This window comes from Pseudomonas sp. ICMP22404, from assembly GCF_006227205.1.
GTDB lineage: Bacteria > Pseudomonadota > Gammaproteobacteria > Pseudomonadales > Pseudomonadaceae > Aquipseudomonas.
In genome coordinates, this window is the sequence record NZ_VCNG01000021.1 from 33,485 (window position 1) to 49,343 (window position 15,859).

The following is a 15,859-nucleotide window of genomic DNA, read 5'->3' on the forward strand; positions in this document are numbered from 1 at the left end:
AATCCCAGTGGCTTCGGAACCGTAAACGCGTGCCATACTCCAAGGCACTCCGATTCCACCAGATGAAGCCACACATGCTCAAAGGATTGCTGCGCGCCCTCGGCGCCCTGTTCACCGCACTGGCCCTCTATAGCCTGCTGGGTTTTCTGATACTGCCAGGCATCGCCTTGCGAATCGCCAATCAGCAACTGGCCAACCATGCCACGGTACCTGCTCAGATCCAGCGCATCGAACTCAATCCTTTCAGTCTTGAAGTCACCGTCTGGGGCCTGAATATCGGCGAACCGGGCAAGGAACAGGTGGGCTTCGAACGGCTGTACGCCAACCTGCAGATCGACAGCCTGTGGTCCGGTGCCCTGCACCTGGCCGACATCGAACTGGACAAGCCCCGGACCGAAGTGCTGTTCGCCAAGGACGGCCAGTTGAACCTCCTGGGCTTGTTCAAGCTGCCACCCAGCGAGCCGACCCCTGCCAACCCCGAGACCAAGCCGTTTCCCCTGCGGGTCGACCGGATCAAGTTGGCCACCGGTTATGTCCATTTCCAGGACCTTCGCCCCAGCGAGCCCATCGAATTTCTCTACGACGCCCTTGATTTCGAGCTGAAGAACCTCAGCACCCTGCCCGACGACAGCGCCGACATGACCCTGGTAGCCGCCGGTCCCGAAGGCGGGAAGATCGACTGGACCGGTAACGTCAGCCTTTCGCCAATCGCATCCGAGGGCAAGCTCAAGGTCACCGATGGCCAGATGAAGTTCTGGTGGCCTTACGTACGCGACGCGGTACCGCTGGTGCTGGAGAACGGCATCCTCAACCTGAGCACCGACTACAAGCTCAACCTGGCCAAGGGCACCGAGTTGCAGCTCAACAACGTGGCCGTCAGTGTCGCGCCTTTCGCCATCAAGGCCCCCGATGGCCGTCCACTGGTGAAACTCGAACGCCTGGATGTCAGCGAGACTACGGTGGACCTGGCTAAACAACAGGTCGTCGTGGGCAAGGTCCGCAGCCAGAAGCTCGAAACCTGGGCGGCACGCGAGGCCGATGGTCAACTGGACTGGCAGAAACTCTTCGCCAGCCAGCCGGCCAAGCCGCAGGTCAAGGTAGAACCGGCATCGGCCCCGGCAGCCGCCGACTCCCCCAAACCCGAGCCCAAGGCACCCGGCAAGCCGTGGCAGGTACTGTTGAAGGATGTGCAACTGCGCGATTACCGGGTACATCTGGCCGACCGCCAGGCGCAACCCGCCGTGGCACTGGACGTCGGCCCGCTTAACCTCGACCTGCAGAACTACGACACCCTCAACGGCTCGCCTTTTACCCTCAAGCTTGATACCGGTGTGGGTAAACAGGGCAAGCTCCTGGCCGACGGCGAAGTCAACCTGAACCCGATTACCGCCAGGCTCAAGGTCAAGACCCAGGACATCGATCTGCGGGTCGCCCAGGCCTATATCACCCCGTTCATTCGCCTGGAGCTGCGCTCAGGGATGCTCGGCAGCGACCTGATGGTCGATCTCAAGAACACCGCACCGCTGGCCTTCGCCGTCACCGGCCGCGCCCAGGTCGACCAACTGCACACCCTCGACACCCTCAAGACCCGCGATTTCGTCAAATGGCAGAGCCTGGTGCTTGAAGGCCTCAATTATCAGCACGGTGACAGCCTGTCCATCGACAAGGTCAACCTGTTCCAGCCTTATGCCCGCTTCATGATCAACGACGACCGCACCACCAACGTCGACGACTTGCTGATCCCACAGCCGCCGGACAGCGGCACGAAGAGCGCTGCAGCAAAACCGGCGTCCCAGGAAAAACCACTGGGTATCCACATCGGCGCGATTGCCATCAACGAAGGCTCGGCCAACTTTGCCGACTTCAGTCTGACGCCGAATTTCGCCACGGCCATCCAGCAGCTCAACGGTCAGATCGGCACCATCGACAGCCGCCAGGCCAAACCGGCCAGCGTGGACGTCAATGGCAAGGTCGACCGCTACGCCCCGGTAACGATCAAGGGCGCTCTCAACCCGTTCGACCCGATGGCCAGCCTCGATATCGCCACCAGTTTCAAACGGGTCGAGCTGACGACGCTGACGCCCTACTCCGGCAAGTTCGCCGGCTATCGCATTCGCAAGGGCCGACTCAATCTCGACCTGCATTACCGGATCACCAAGGGTCAGCTCCAGGCCGAAAACAAGGTGGTGGTCGAGCAACTGCAACTGGGGGAAAAGGTCGACAGCCCGGACGCCGTGAGCCTGCCGCTGAAACTGGCCGTCGCACTGCTGAAGGATTCGCAGGGCAGGATCTCCATCGAGCTGCCGGTGTCCGGCAACCTCAACGACCCGCAATTCAGTGTGATGCCGATTGTCTGGCAAACCCTGCGCAACCTGGTGGTGCGAGCGGCCCAGGCGCCGTTCAAACTCATCGGCGGACTGGTGGCCGGCGGTGGCTCGGAAGACCTGGGCAGCGTCGCCTTCGCACCCGGCTCCAGCGACCTGAGCCAGGAAAGCGAAGGTGTGCTGCTCAAGCTCTCCGAGGCACTGGCCAAGCGTCCGGAACTGCGCCTGGAAATCGAAGGCACTGCCGCCGAAAGCAGCGACGGGCCGCTACTCGCCGGCCAGCGCCTGGAACGCGAATACCAGTACAACTACTACAAGATGCTGCAACGCCGGGGCGACAAGGTTCCGGCCAAGGCGGCGCTGCTGCAGGTGCCGGAGGACGAAAAGGCACCGCTGCTGGAAGGCATCTATCGAACCCGTCTCAAGGCCCAGCCGCCGGCCGAATGGACACAACTGGATAAAAAGGCCCGCATCGAGAAACTGCGTGAAGGCGTTATCAAATTCTGGAGCGGCAGTGACGTATTGCTGCGCGAGTTGGGCCAGGAGCGGGCCAGCAGCATCAAGGACTTCCTGGTGGACAAGGGCAAGTTGGCCGATGACCGGGTCTATTTCATCGACGCCAGCCTCGGCCAGGCCGAAAGCGACGGGCGTGTGATCACCCCCCTGCATCTGGATGCCGAATAGGATGAAGCGTCTCTACTGGCTCGGCCTGGGTTTGCTGCTCACCACCGCTCATGCATCGGCTGCCGACACATTGCGTTGCGGCAGCCAGTTGATCAGTGTTGGCGACCGCTCTAGCGAAGTGTTGCAAAAGTGCGGACAACCGGTGGCGCGGGACGATCTGGGCTACAAACGCAGCGTCAATCGCAGGGAGGAATACCCGGTGGAAGAATGGACCTATGGCCCCAACAGCGGCATGTACCAGTTCCTGCGCTTCGAGGGTAATCGACTGGTGCAGATCACCAGTCGGCGTGGGCACTGAGGTTGGCAATGACACCGCTATCGCGAGCAGGCTCGCTCCCACAGGGGATCGATGCCGAGCGTACATTTTTGGAACAACCCAATACCAATGTGGGAGCGAGCCTGCTCGCGATGGCGGTGGATCAGCCAATACAATCGTCGACTGACCTCCATCCAAAATAAAACAGGCCCCCGGCAAAATGCCGAGGGCCTGTGGCGGCCACGTCCCTGTGGCCTTTCGCATGAACTCCAAAGCAACGGCAAACGTATGACACAGCCCGTTTGCCGCGCCCTCTCCCAGTCCAGGCGAGAAGTCTTGGCCTTATTCGGCCTTCAGGCCATCAGCCGATACGGCTTTGACGCCTTTGATTTTCTTGGCGATCGCCACGGCGGTGGTTTTCTGAGCTTCGGTGACAGCAACAGTCGAAGACAGGGATACGACGCCTTTGTTGGTTTCAACCTTGATGTCGGAGCCTGGGATACCCTTTTCGGTGACCAAGTCAGCTTTGACTTTGGTGGTGATCCAGGTGTCCTTGGTTTCTTCCTTGGCTTTAGTCACTTCACCAGCAGCCAACATCATCGGAGCCTGGGTCGCTTGAGCAGTCTCGGCAAATGCGTTAGCCATGGTCAAGGTCAGTGCGGCAGCAGTAGCGGCAGTGATAGCGAACTTCTTCATACGAGTAACTCCTGTTTTTCTCAGAAACTGCCGGAGGTGATTCCCGGCAGGGTTATCAGGAGTAGTGCGAAGGGTGTGCCAGCTTTGACGAATAAAATAATTCCTTATAAATCAGCCATTTAAGCGAAGCGCCGATTTACTTGATCATGCAAAATGCATGAGCGACTGATTCTGTACATGCAAGTTGCGGTTTTTTTCCGCTTCTTAAACAGCTGAATTAACGAGCTTTTTTGTTTCACTGCCAAGAGGACGTAAAAAACCCCGCAATTAAAGCGGGGTTCTTCGCAAGGCCATGCCCTCAACTACCGGCAGCGGCACCGGTGCATCCAGCCGGCAGGTATTCCTGGGCTGCCGTCGAAGCACAGGTCCAGACACCTGCTGCCGAGCGCGACAGTGTAATGGTCTTGCCGAGTACCGGAGCGGGCGCATTCAACAAGGCGCACGCTATAGTGCCCGTACCATCTGAAGCAGTACCTGAGGCGGTCAACGTACAATTACTGGTGGGCGAGGTTCCACCAATGTTGGCCAACGTGGGGTTGGTCCCCTGGTTCATGATGTCCTCAAAGGGCACTTTCAATGCAGACACTTCCGCCAACCCGGCCGTTGCCTTCGCCCGCGCCTGATACTTGGAATATTGCGGCAACGCAAACGTCGCCAGAATGCCGATAATCGCCACGACGATCAGCAGCTCGATCAACGTGAAACCATTCTGCTTGCTCATAGACATCTCCATTAACATGAGGCGAAATCTCATGCTTGGAGGGTGTATTGCACGGCACATGCCAATCCCCGCGACCCTGCCAGCAAGAGCTTCCAGCCCAAGGAAGCCCAACGTCCTACCCCAACATCCGCACTATCTGACGTTTTTTGTCACCCGCCCCCGCTGGTTTGGCGTCGAGGCTTGACTAGGCTATAAGTCATGAACTGTCAGCAGTCGGGATCCCCATGAATGACATCGCCCTCAGCGGCCTGACCAAGCAACTGGTGCTGGCCGAGCTGATCACCGAGCAAAGCGCGCAGCAGGCGCAGCAACAAGCCCAACGCAACCGCATGCCCCTGGTCAGTTATCTGGTGCAGAACAAACTGGTCCAGAGTCGCCAGGTTGCGGAAATCGCCTCGGAGCATTTCGGCGTCGCCCTGCTGGACCTCAACAGCCTGGACAAGGAAAGCCAGCCCACCGGCCTTGTCAGTGAAAAACTGGTTCGGCAACACCATGCCCTGCCGCTGTGGCGGCGCGGCAACAAGCTGTTCGTGGGGATCTCCGATCCCACCAACCACCAGGCCATCAACGACATCCAGTTCAGTACCGGCCTGACCACCGAAGCCATCCTGGTGGAAGACGACAAACTCAGCGATGCCATCGAGAGGTTTTTCGAATCCGGCACCACGGGCCTGGAAGGCATGGGTGATGTCGACCTCGATGGCCTGGACATCGAGTCGGACGACGATCGCAAGCAGGACGCCATCGCCGGTCAGGACGCCGACGACGCGCCAGTGGTGCGGTTCGTCAACAAGATGCTGCTGGACGCGATCAAGGGCGGCTCTTCCGACCTGCACTTCGAACCCTATGAGAAATCCTACCGGGTGCGGGTGCGCACCGATGGCATGCTGCGGGAAGTGGCCAGGCCGCCGACCCAACTGGCCAGCCGCATCGCCGCGCGCCTGAAGGTCATGGCCAGCCTGGATATTTCCGAGCGGCGCAAACCCCAGGACGGTCGGTTGAAAATGCGCCTGTCGAAAACCAAATCCATCGACTTCCGAGTCAATACCCTGCCCACGCTCTGGGGCGAAAAAGTGGTGATCCGGATTCTCGACCCTTCCAGCGCGCAAATGGGCATCGATGCCCTGGGCTACGAACCGGATCAGAAAGAGCTCTACCTCGCGGCCCTCAAACAACCCCAAGGGCTGATCCTGGTCACCGGGCCGACCGGCTCGGGCAAGACTGTCTCGCTCTACACCGGCCTGAATATCCTCAATACCGTGGATATCAATATTTCCACCGCCGAAGACCCGGTGGAAATCAATATGGAAGGCATCAACCAGGTCAACGTGAACCCACGCCAAGGGCTGGACTTTGCCCAGGCCCTGCGCTCCTTCCTGCGTCAGGACCCGGACGTGATCATGGTGGGTGAGATCCGCGACCTGGAAACGGCCGAAATCGCCATCAAGGCCGCCCAGACCGGGCACATGGTGCTCTCCACCCTGCACACCAACAGCGCCGCCGAAACCCTGATCCGCTTGCAGAACATGGGCATCCCCGGCTTCAACATCGCCACCGCGGTCCATCTGATCATCGCCCAGCGCCTGGCGCGGAAACTGTGCAGCCACTGCAAGAAAGCCACGGAGATTCCCGAGGAAACCCTGCTCAAGGAGGGTTTCCCCAAGGAACGCATCGGCTCATTCACGATCTATGAGCCGGTCGGTTGCGAACAGTGCAACAACGGCTACAAAGGACGCGTGGGGGTTTACGAAGTGGTAAAAAATACGCCTGAACTGCAACGGCTGATCATGGCCGAAGGCAATTCCCTGGAAATCGACCTGCAAATGCGCAAGGACGGGTTCAACGATCTGCGTACTTCGGGGCTGCTCAAGGTGATGCAAGGGGTGACCAGCCTCGAAGAAATCAACCGGGTCACCAAGGACTGAACATGGCGGTCAAGGCAGTAAAAACCGACACCTACACCTGGGAAGGCAAAGACCGCAAAGGCACGAAGATGTCCGGTGAGCTGACCGGCCAGAGCCCGGCCCTGGTCAAGGCGCAACTGCGCAAACAAGGCATCAACCCGGAAAAGGTACGCAAGAAATCCACGTCGATATTCGGCAAGGGCAAACGCATCAAACCGCTGGACATCGCCCTCTTCACCCGCCAGATGGCGACGATGCTCAAGGCCGGTGTGCCCCTGCTGCAAGCCTTCGACATCATTGGCGAAGGCTTCGACAATGCCAACATGCGCAAGCTGGTGGAGGAGGTGAAACAGGAAGTCGCCGCCGGTAACAGTTTTGCCGCGTCGTTGCGCAAATGCCCGCAGTACTTCGACGAGTTGTATTGCAACCTGGTGGACGCCGGTGAGCAGGCCGGCGCCCTGGACACCTTGCTGGACCGTGTGGCGACCTACAAGGAAAAGAGCGAGGCCCTCAAGGCCAAGATCAAGAAAGCCATGACCTATCCGGCGGCCGTTGTGCTTGTCGCAGCAGTGGTCACCGGCATTCTGTTGGTCAAGGTGGTGCCGCAGTTCGAATCGGTGTTCTCCGGGTTCGGCGCGAAACTACCTGCCTTTACCCTGATGGTCATCGGCCTGTCGGAGTTCATGCAAGAGTCATGGTGGCTGCTGCTGGGCGGGGCGGTGGGCGCGTTTTTTGGCGTGAAGTATGCCCTCAAGCGCTCCCAGGGCTTTCGTGACTGGCGCGACAAATGGTTGCTCAAGCTGCCACTGGTAGGCGCCCTGATGTACAAGTCGGCGGTAGCCCGCTACGCCCGGACGCTCTCCACCACCTTCGCCGCTGGCGTGCCACTGGTGGAGGCCCTGGACTCGGTCTCCGGCGCCACCGGCAACGTGGTGTTCAAACGTGCGGTACAGCGTATCCGCCAAGACGTCTCGACCGGCATGCAGTTGAATTTTTCCATGCGCGCCTCAGGCATATTCCCAAACCTGGCGATCCAGATGACCGCCATCGGCGAGGAATCCGGGGCGCTGGACGATATGCTCGACAAGGTGGCGGGTTTCTATGAGGCCGAGGTCGACAATCTGGTGGACAACCTCACCAGCCTGATGGAACCCTTCATCATGGTGGTCCTGGGGGTGGTCGTCGGCGGTCTGGTGGTCGCCATGTACCTGCCCATCTTTCAACTCGGCTCTGCGATCTGACATGCCCCTGAGCGAATTCTTCGTGCTTTATCCCATGGCCTTTGTGCTGGCGGCGCTATTGCTCGGGCTGATTGTCGGCAGCTTTCTCAATGTGCTGGTGTGGCGCCTGCCCAAGATGCTCACCCGCGAATGGCGGCTGCAAGCCCACGACCTGCTGGGCCTGCCTGCCGAAACGCCCGGCCCGGCCTACAACCTGATGCTGCCTCACTCCCAATGCCCTCACTGCGGCCACCGCATCCGGGCCTGGGAAAATATCCCGTTGCTCAGCTACCTCGCACTGCGTGGCCGCTGCTCCAGTTGCGCCACCCCCATTGGGCGCCGCTATCCCCTGACCGAGCTGGCCTGCGGCGCGCTGTCGGCGTTCGTCGCCTGGCATTTCGGCTTCGGCTGGCAGGCCGCGCTGGTGATGGTCTTGAGCTGGGGCCTGCTGGGCATGAGCCTGATCGATGCCGAGCATCAGCTGCTGCCCGACACGCTGGTGCTGCCCTTGTTGTGGCTGGGGCTGATCGTCAACAGCTTCGGATTGTTCGTTTCGCTGAACCAGGCAGTGTGGGGAGCGGTGGCCGGTTATCTGGCGCTGTGGTCGGTGTTCTGGGTTTTCAAGCTGCTCACCGGCAAGGAAGGCATGGGCTACGGCGACTTCAAGCTGCTGGCGATGCTCGGGGCCTGGGGCGGCTGGCAGATCCTGCCGCTGACGCTATTGCTGTCGTCGCTGGTGGGTGCCTTGGTCGGGGTCGTCATGTTGCGCATGCGCAATGCTCCGGCGTCGACACAGATCCCCTTTGGGCCTTATTTAGCCATTGCCGGCTGGATTGCCTTGCTCTGGGGTGGTCAAATAACCGACTTCTATTGGCACTCTGTCGGTTTCTAACGATTTCCTTATGAACAATCCCGTGGAAAAACCCTGGATTCTCGGCCTGACCGGCGGTATCGGCAGCGGCAAAAGTGCTGCGGCCCAGCACTTCATCGACTTGGGCGTGCATGTGGTCGACGCCGATCATGCGGCGCGCTGGGTGGTCGAACCGGGGCGTCCGGCACTGGCGAAAATCGCCGAGCACTTCGGCCCGGACGTGCTCCAGGCCGACGGTACGCTGGATCGCGCGGCCTTGCGCAAATTGATTTTCGAGAATGCCGACGAGCGTCGCTGGCTTGAGGCACTGCTGCATCCGTTGATCGCCGACGAAATTGCCCATCACCTGGCCCAAGCCCGATCGCCCTATGCAATCCTCGTATCACCGCTGCTGATCGAGTCAGGGCAGTACGCCATGACCCAACGGATCCTGGTGATCGACGCACCTGAACAACTCCAGATCGAACGGACCTTGCAACGCGACCAGATCAGCGAGCAACAGGCCCAGGCGATCCTCAAGGCACAATCCAGCCGCCAGGATCGCCTGAGCCATGCCGACGATGTGGTGGTCAACGACCGCGACCTCGCCTGGCTGCACAGCGAGGTCGAACGCCTGCATCATTCCTACCTTACATTGCGTGGAGGCCAATCATGAGCCAGACCCCGACCGTTGATTGCCCGACTTGTGGCGCCCCTGTCGAATGGAGCCCGGAGAGCAAGTTCCGGCCATTCTGTTCCGATCGCTGCAAACTCATCGACCTGGGCGCCTGGGCGTCGGAAGAACACAAGATCCCCGTCAGCCCCGACGCCGAGGACGAACTGTTCAGCGAAGATTTCAACCCCCGCTCACACCACTAGTGGCCTGTGTGGCTAAGGCCGCATGAAACCGTAGTCCTGTTTGTCGTCGAGATTTTCCGCCAGGAAGCTCAACTCATCGGCCAGGTCCTCGGCGCTGCGCACTGTCTTGCTCTGTTGCACGATCGCACTGAGCAAGGCACGCAGGCTCAGGCCCGGATCGAAACCGATTTCCATCGCGGCATCGTGGCTACGCCTGATCTCTTGTCTCGCCCACTCGTAAACACTCATCGTTGTGCTCCTGGAAGTTTTCCAGAGCATGAGCTGCACCTGCCTGCAGGGCCTTGATATGCATCAAGACTTGTCGTCATCCTTCCAGGGTGCCGACAGATAGCGCGTGCGGTTGAAGGTTTCCAGCCATTCAGGACTGAATACCACCAGTGCACTGATCACCATGCCGTTGATGAACGCTTCGGGAAAAATGATCAACCAGAGGTAGCCAACGAAATCGCTCAGCCAGTAAGGCATGGCGAACACCCCGTCGTACCACAACAGCCCCAGCCCCAGCAGCAGGCACAGCAACGCCGACAGGGCGGCGGCGAGGAACCCCGAGCAGAAGATATACACGAATAGATTGCGTGGCTGGGCTCGCTCCACCAGGATCGCGCAGCTTTCGGTGACCAGCACCGGCAGCAGGACCAACAGCACCCCGTTGACGCCCAGCGCCACCATGTCCTGGCGCCCCAACAGCACCAGCGCAAGCTGGGCAATGAGACCGCCGAGGATCGCCAGCGGCCAATCCAGCAACAGCGTCACGGCGGTCATGCCGATGAAGTGATAGGACACACCGGTGTCGAAATCCCGTCGCACCAGCCACAACATGAACAGCGCCAGCACCGTGCCGAACAGCAGGTGCTGGCGACGGCTGTCGGTAAACAGTTCCACCCATGGCGCTCGCCACGCCGCCCAGGCCAGCACCGGGACATAGATCAACCAGCCAACCGCAAGTGTCTGGGGTGAGAGCAGTTCGGCTCCGATCATGGGGACTACACCTTTCGCTTGTTTTTCCAGCAGCCGGCACAGTGCATTCCCGTCGGACTGCGTAGGAGCTGTCGAGCGAAGGCTTCGCCAACTCCTACAACCTCAGACTCTTTTGGGCGCGCTACGCACGCCCGCGGGGATAAATCCCCTCGCCACAAGAATTGTGCACAGCTTTATGTCTCTATCGACACGCAGAGTCTACACCCCACTCATAAGACTCATTCATCAACGCAACGCTTCCAGCTTGTCGCAATTGAACGCTAAGCTTGAGTTCATGGATGATTCCGATTATTTACGCCTGCTGACCATCGCGGCCGAGCAAGCCAACGCCTTTCTCTCCAATGCCCGCAAATGGGAGCGTGAGCGTTGGGTCTGCCAGCGACTGCTGCAAGGGCTGAGCGTGCCCTACCGCGCCGACGAGTTCGCCCCCGCCGGAGATCCACCGGACGTGTTGTTCCGTGATGCCAACTTCGAGGTGTTCTTCGTCCTCGACGAAGGCCGTCGGCTCAATGACGAATGGCGTGACGAGCTGCAACGCCGCCGCAGTGCATTCTCCCTGAGCCAACTGGTGCGCCGCGAAGCCAAGCCCAGGCGGATCCCGGCCAACGAATTCCTGCTGAGGCTGGCACCGACCCTGCGCAAGAAAGCCCACAACTACACCGAACGCGGCATGGACCTGGGAGAGCTGGATATCATCGCCTTCGCCAGCCTCAAACGGGAAGTACTGGACCTCAACAGCCATTTCCCACCGCCCACCGAATACCTGCGCCAGGGCTGGCGTTCGCTGTCGCTGGTGGGGCCGAGCTTCGCCCGGGTCTTGTTCGCCCACCCCGATGCGCCGGATTTCCTGCGGGGCAACCTGGGGCGCAGCATCGTGTTCGATGTGGGGATCAGCCTGTGAATCATCACCGCGTCCACCGAACGACTATGCTGTTCGCAGCCGCAAGCAATCCCCTGTAACGTACGCACACTTCGCAACGTCTACCTGACGAGGCCTTTATGACCAGCCGCCTGAACCCTGACGACCAGAAGCATGTCGAAGAGTACCTGCAACTGTCCCAGCACCGAGTCGAGCGCCGGCCTTTCCGGCCGTGGATGCTCCTGGTGGTGGTACTGGCCGTGACGATCGGCCTGGGCCTGTTGAGCCGACTGATCAGTTACCTGACGCTATGAGCTGCCTGTTATCGAGGGATACGATACTGGCGCTCGCGAGGGTAACGGCACCGATTTCCTTTAGCCTTGCGAGATATCCCCATGACTCATCGTATTGTCATCGTTGGCGGCGGCGCCGGCGGCCTGGAGTTGGCTACCCGTCTGGGTAAGACCCTGGGCAAACGTGGCACGGCCAGCGTGATGCTGGTCGACGCGAACCTGACCCACATCTGGAAACCCCTGCTGCACGAAGTGGCGGCCGGCTCCCTGAACTCCTCCGAAGACGAACTCAACTACGTCGCCCAGGCGAAATGGAACCACTTCGAGTTCCAGCTCGGGCGCATGAGCGGCCTGGACCGCGAACGCAAGAGTATCCAACTGGCCGCCACCTATGACGAAGCCGGCGTGGAATTGCTACCCGCCCGGGTGCTGGGCTACGACACCCTGGTGATTGCCGTCGGCAGCACCACCAACGACTTCGGCACCGAGGGTGCGGCGCAACATTGCCTGTTTCTCGATACCCGCAAACAGGCCGAGCGCTTCCATCAGCAATTGCTCAACCATTACCTGCGCGCCCACGCCGGCCAGACCGATGCCGTGGAGCGGATCAGCGTCGCCATCGTCGGGGCCGGTGCCACCGGCGTCGAACTGGCGGCCGAGCTGCATAACGCCGCCCATGAGCTGGCGGCCTATGGCCTGGACCGGATCAAGCCGGAAAACATGCACATCACCCTGATCGAAGCCGGGCCACGGGTGCTGCCGGCATTACCGGAGCGTATCGGTGGGCCCGTGCACAAGACCCTGGAAAAGCTCGGGGTCAATGTCATGACCAACGCCGCGGTCGGCCAGGTGACAGCCGACAGCCTGATCACCGTCGATGGCAAGGTGATCGACGCCAGCCTGAAAGTCTGGGCCGCCGGGATTCGCGCACCGGAATTCCTCAAGGACATCGACGGGCTGGAAACCAACCGGATCAACCAGCTACACGTACTGCCGACCCTGCAGACCACCCGCGACGAAAACATCTTCGCCTTCGGCGACTGCGCCGCCTGCCCGCAACCGGACAGCGACCGCAACGTACCGCCCCGCGCCCAGGCGGCGCACCAGCAGGCATCGCTGCTGGCCAAGTCCTTGAAGCTGCGGATCGAAGGCAAGGCGTTGCCGCATTACAAGTACACCGACTACGGCTCGCTGATCTCGCTGTCGAGGTTCTCGGCGGTGGGCAACCTGATGGGTAATCTCACCGGCAGCGTGATGCTCGAAGGCTGGCTGGCGCGGATGTTCTATGTGTCGCTGTACCGCATGCACCAGATGGCGTTGTATGGAATGTTCCGTACGGCCATGTTGATGCTGGGCAGCAAGATTGGACGTGGGACCGAGCCGCGGCTCAAGTTGCACTGAAAATAGCAGTGGCCTGACACAGCGCTTTCGCGAGCAGGCTCGCTCCCACAGGGTCTGGTGGCGTATGCGGATACCGCATACACCCAGACCCAATGCGGGAGCGGGCAAGCGCTAGTGCAGTCAGTTAAGCCACAAACCTGTGGGAGCAAAGCTTGCTCGCGATTGCGCTAAGTCAGTCAGTAACAATATTGACTGGCCCATCGCTATCGCGAGCAAGCTTCGCTCCCACAGGGTTTGATGATGTATACAAATGCTGCATCCACCCCGAATCCCATGTGGGAGCGTGGCTTGCCCGCGAAGTCTCCTCCTGCACTCAAACCTGAAACCGCTGCACCATCGTGCGCAACGAGTTCGCCAGTTGCGACAGTTCATGGCTGGACGCGCTGGTCTGGTCTGCGCCAGTGGCCGAGCGCACCGACAGATCACGGATATTCACCAGGTTGCGATCAACCTCGCGGGCCACCTGTGCCTGCTCTTCGGCCGCGCTGGCGATCACCAGGTTGCGCTCGTGGATTTCGCTGACCGACGCGGTGATGGTCTGCAATGCCTCCCCCGCCCGTTCCGCCATCGCCAGAGTGCTGGCAGCTCGGGTCGAGCTGGCCTGCATGGAATCCAGGGCCTGGGTGGCGCCGCTGCGCATGCCCTGGACCATCTGTTCGATTTCCTGGGTCGATTGCTGAGTGCGATAAGCCAGCGCTCGCACTTCATCAGCCACCACCGCAAACCCTCGACCGCTTTCGCCGGCCCGGGCCGCTTCAATGGCCGCGTTGAGGGCCAGCAAATTGGTCTGCTCGGCAATGGCCCGGATCACGTCCAGGACCTTGCCGATATCCTGCGACTGGTTGGCCAAGGATTGCACCAACCCACCCGTCACCTGCACGTCACTGGCGAGGGCGCCAATCGCGTCAACCGTGTCGCTGACCCGCTGCTGTCCGAGGGATGCCGACTCACTGGACTGACGTGTGGCGTCGGAGGTGGAAACGGCGTTGCGCGCCACTTCCTCTACGGCAGTGGTCATTTCGGTGACAGCCGTGGCGGCCTGTTCAATTTCGTTGTTCTGCTGTTGCAGGCTCTGTGTGCTGTCGAGGGTGACGGCGTTCAGCTCATCGGCTGCCGTTGCCAACTGCGCCGCCGAACCACTGATGCTCTGCAGCGTATCGCGCAGGTTTTTCTGCATGGTCGCCAAGGCCTTGAGCAAGCGGCTCACTTCGTCGTTGCCATGGGTCTCGATCGGCCGGGTCAGGTCACCTTCAGCCACGCTTTCCGCGGCGCTTAGCGCTTCACCCAGGGGCTTGACGATGCTGCGCGTCAACAACATCGCCAGGGCGACGGTAGCCAGGGCGGCCAAGACGATGAAAAGGATGACGATCATGCGTGAATTGGCGTAGTGCTCCTGGGACTTCTGACTCTCGATGGACACCTGTTTGGAAAACAGCTCCGCCAGGTCGTTGAGTTGCTTGCCGGAGCCGTCCACGACGGTTTTCATGTCCACCAGCAGCAGTTTGATCAGCTCGTCGCGGCGCCCCTGCTCTGCGAGGATGAAGGATTGCGCGATACCCGCGCGGTAGGCAGCAAAAGTCTGCTTGAACTGGTCGTAGAGCGCTCTGCCTTCAGGGGTCACGACGAGCTTTTCGTAGCTGGCGATTTTTTCGCTCAGTTCCTTGTCACGAACGTCCATTTGCCCACGGTAGACCGAGGTGTTCTTAGGGTCCTGGTCCAGGGCCATGCGCAGGGAGATGGTGCGAATGCGCAGCATCCATTCGCGAATCTCGTCACCGCCGCGAATGCTCGGTAGCCACTGGGTTTCCACCGCCACCTCACTGTCACGGATACTCGACATCTGCCCCAGCGCAAACATCCCGAGCAGTGCCACCAGCACGGCGATCAAGGCAAAACCCAGCGCCGCGCGAGGGGCGATATTCAGTTGACGAAGAAACATAACGGGCGCCCTTTTTTGTTATTGGCCGGGAATGGGGACGTGCCCCTGTCGGTGAGCTATCGGCAAGTTGTACGATAACTTAAGACTTCCCGGCTTTTTTTGCAGGCAAAAAAAATCCCCGTATCTTTCGATACGAGGATTTTCAATATGGTCGGGGTAAGGGGATTCGAACTCCTGACATCCTGCTCCCAAAGCAGGCGCGCTACCGGACTGCGCTATACCCCGGTAATAAAAAGGCGACCCTTTCAAGTCGCCTTCCTCGATCAGCGCTTTTGGCCTCTGATCTTAAGATTCGATTCCAGCGAACTGGTCTCAAAAATGGTGGGTCGTGTGGGATTCGAACCTACGACCAATTGGTTAAAAGCCAACTGCTCTACCAACTGAGCTAACGACCCAAATATGGTCGGGGTAAGGGGATTCGAACTCCTGACATCCTGCTCCCAAAGCAGGCGCGCTACCGGACTGCGCTATACCCCGATTGAAATGGCTCCGTGACCAGGACTCGAACCTGGGACCCAATGATTAACAGTCATTTGCTCTACCGACTGAGCTATCACGGAACTGATATTTCAAGTTGCAACCTTGAAGCTTGATTGAAGCCAGCTTCAACCTCTTCTACCCGTCTGCATCGCTGCGTTCGTGTGTCTGAGGCGCGCTATTCTACAATCTTAAAAACCTCTGTCAACCCCTTAAATTGCTTTCAAGACAATGATTTGCAACTTATTTCGGATTCCTTCTCAGGGAGAAGTAACCCTTGGGGGTGACTGACTGCGGGGCGCACTTTACAAGCCTTTTCCTTTGAGTTCAACGGCCTGATGAAAAAAATGGCCTCGCAATGCGAGGCCATTCGGTCAA

Annotated in this window: 15 protein-coding genes, 4 tRNA genes and 1 pseudogene; 10 read left to right on the forward strand and 10 right to left on the reverse strand. The window is 59.9% G+C overall.

Annotation, left to right across the window (positions count from 1 at the left end; translation table 11 throughout):
* Positions 1-74 precede the first annotated feature (74 nt).
* On the forward strand, positions 75-3,008 hold the full coding sequence (locus FGE05_RS27060) for a DUF748 domain-containing protein (protein ID WP_139649776.1): 2,934 nt from the start codon (positions 75-77) through the stop codon (positions 3,006-3,008).
* A gap of 1 nt (position 3,009) precedes the next feature.
* Entirely contained in the window at positions 3,010-3,306 is a 297-nt protein-coding gene (locus FGE05_RS27065) for a DUF2845 domain-containing protein (RefSeq protein WP_139649777.1), read from the forward strand.
* 300 nt (positions 3,307-3,606) lie between these two features.
* On the opposite strand, the gene FGE05_RS27070 is transcribed toward FGE05_RS27065, so the two are convergent.
* Together FGE05_RS27070 and FGE05_RS27075 are read right to left on the reverse strand one after the other, a co-directional pair.
* Positions 3,607-3,960 carry a BON domain-containing protein gene (locus FGE05_RS27070; RefSeq protein ID WP_139649779.1) on the reverse strand — a complete coding sequence of 118 codons (354 nt, stop codon included), beginning with the start codon at positions 3,958-3,960 and terminating at the stop codon, positions 3,607-3,609.
* 298 nt (positions 3,961-4,258) lie between these two features.
* On the reverse strand, positions 4,259-4,681 hold the full coding sequence (locus FGE05_RS27075; RefSeq protein WP_139649782.1) for a pilin: 423 nt from the start codon (positions 4,679-4,681) through the stop codon (positions 4,259-4,261).
* A gap of 224 nt (positions 4,682-4,905) precedes the next feature.
* Between FGE05_RS27075 and pilB the strand changes: the two genes are divergently transcribed.
* The 5 genes from pilB to yacG are packed head-to-tail and all read left to right on the forward strand — an operon-like array spanning position 4,906 to position 9,534.
* The gene (gene pilB / locus FGE05_RS27080; RefSeq protein WP_139649784.1) at positions 4,906-6,606 is read left to right on the forward strand and encodes a type IV-A pilus assembly ATPase PilB; all 1,701 of its coding nucleotides are present in this window, start codon (positions 4,906-4,908) and stop codon (positions 6,604-6,606) included.
* A 2-nt stretch (positions 6,607-6,608) separates the two neighbouring features.
* Complete coding sequence (locus FGE05_RS27085) at positions 6,609-7,826, forward strand: type II secretion system F family protein (RefSeq protein WP_139649786.1); 1,218 nt, start codon at positions 6,609-6,611, stop codon at positions 7,824-7,826.
* Position 7,827: 1 nt separating this feature from the next.
* Positions 7,828-8,697, forward strand: coding sequence for an A24 family peptidase (locus FGE05_RS27090; protein ID WP_139649788.1), 870 nt, complete (start codon positions 7,828-7,830; stop codon positions 8,695-8,697).
* A 10-nt stretch (positions 8,698-8,707) separates the two neighbouring features.
* Positions 8,708-9,331, forward strand: coding sequence for a dephospho-CoA kinase (coaE, locus tag FGE05_RS27095; RefSeq protein ID WP_139649790.1), 624 nt, complete (start codon positions 8,708-8,710; stop codon positions 9,329-9,331).
* Positions 9,328-9,534, forward strand: a complete 207-nt coding sequence (yacG, locus tag FGE05_RS27100) for a DNA gyrase inhibitor YacG (RefSeq protein ID WP_024779578.1) — start codon at positions 9,328-9,330, stop codon at positions 9,532-9,534. The genes coaE and yacG overlap by 4 nt, the downstream gene beginning before the upstream one ends.
* Before the next feature lie 12 nt (positions 9,535-9,546).
* On the opposite strand, the gene FGE05_RS27105 is transcribed toward yacG, so the two are convergent.
* On the reverse strand, positions 9,547-9,762 hold the full coding sequence (locus FGE05_RS27105; protein ID WP_139649792.1) for a hypothetical protein: 216 nt from the start codon (positions 9,760-9,762) through the stop codon (positions 9,547-9,549).
* Between the two features lie 63 nt (positions 9,763-9,825).
* Complete coding sequence (locus FGE05_RS27110) at positions 9,826-10,512, reverse strand: energy-coupling factor ABC transporter permease (protein WP_139649795.1); 687 nt, start codon at positions 10,510-10,512, stop codon at positions 9,826-9,828.
* A gap of 274 nt (positions 10,513-10,786) precedes the next feature.
* On the opposite strand from FGE05_RS27110, the gene FGE05_RS27115 reads away from it, so the two are divergent.
* From FGE05_RS27115 to FGE05_RS27125, 3 genes are all read left to right on the forward strand, one after another.
* The gene (locus FGE05_RS27115) at positions 10,787-11,413 is read left to right on the forward strand and encodes a DUF1780 domain-containing protein (protein WP_139649797.1); all 627 of its coding nucleotides are present in this window, start codon (positions 10,787-10,789) and stop codon (positions 11,411-11,413) included.
* A gap of 98 nt (positions 11,414-11,511) precedes the next feature.
* The gene (locus tag FGE05_RS27120) at positions 11,512-11,685 is read left to right on the forward strand and encodes a DUF3094 domain-containing protein (RefSeq protein ID WP_003185543.1); all 174 of its coding nucleotides are present in this window, start codon (positions 11,512-11,514) and stop codon (positions 11,683-11,685) included.
* Positions 11,686-11,766: 81 nt separating this feature from the next.
* A complete protein-coding gene (locus tag FGE05_RS27125; RefSeq protein ID WP_139649799.1) occupies positions 11,767-13,065 on the forward strand; it encodes an NAD(P)/FAD-dependent oxidoreductase in 1,299 nt (432 codons plus the stop codon).
* Between the two features lie 313 nt (positions 13,066-13,378).
* On the opposite strand, the gene FGE05_RS30530 is transcribed toward FGE05_RS27125, so the two are convergent.
* The 6 genes and pseudogenes from FGE05_RS30530 to FGE05_RS27150 all read right to left on the reverse strand — a co-directional run bounded on the left by FGE05_RS30530 (position 13,379) and on the right by FGE05_RS27150 (position 15,564).
* Positions 13,379-14,242 carry a methyl-accepting chemotaxis protein gene (locus FGE05_RS30530; protein WP_370444523.1) on the reverse strand — a complete coding sequence of 288 codons (864 nt, stop codon included), beginning with the start codon at positions 14,240-14,242 and terminating at the stop codon, positions 13,379-13,381.
* Positions 14,234-15,004, reverse strand: a pseudogene (locus tag FGE05_RS30535) (MCP four helix bundle domain-containing protein); the annotation flags it as partial. The pseudogene FGE05_RS30535 and the gene FGE05_RS30530, both read right to left, overlap by 9 nt.
* A 148-nt stretch (positions 15,005-15,152) precedes the next feature.
* Positions 15,153-15,229: transfer RNA gene (locus tag FGE05_RS27135), tRNA-Pro, on the reverse strand.
* Between the two features lie 94 nt (positions 15,230-15,323).
* Positions 15,324-15,399, reverse strand: a tRNA-Lys gene (locus FGE05_RS27140).
* A 5-nt stretch (positions 15,400-15,404) separates the two neighbouring features.
* Positions 15,405-15,481, reverse strand: a tRNA-Pro gene (locus FGE05_RS27145).
* Between the two features lie 7 nt (positions 15,482-15,488).
* Positions 15,489-15,564 (reverse strand) — tRNA-Asn (locus tag FGE05_RS27150).
* Positions 15,565-15,859: the final 295 nt, after the last annotated feature.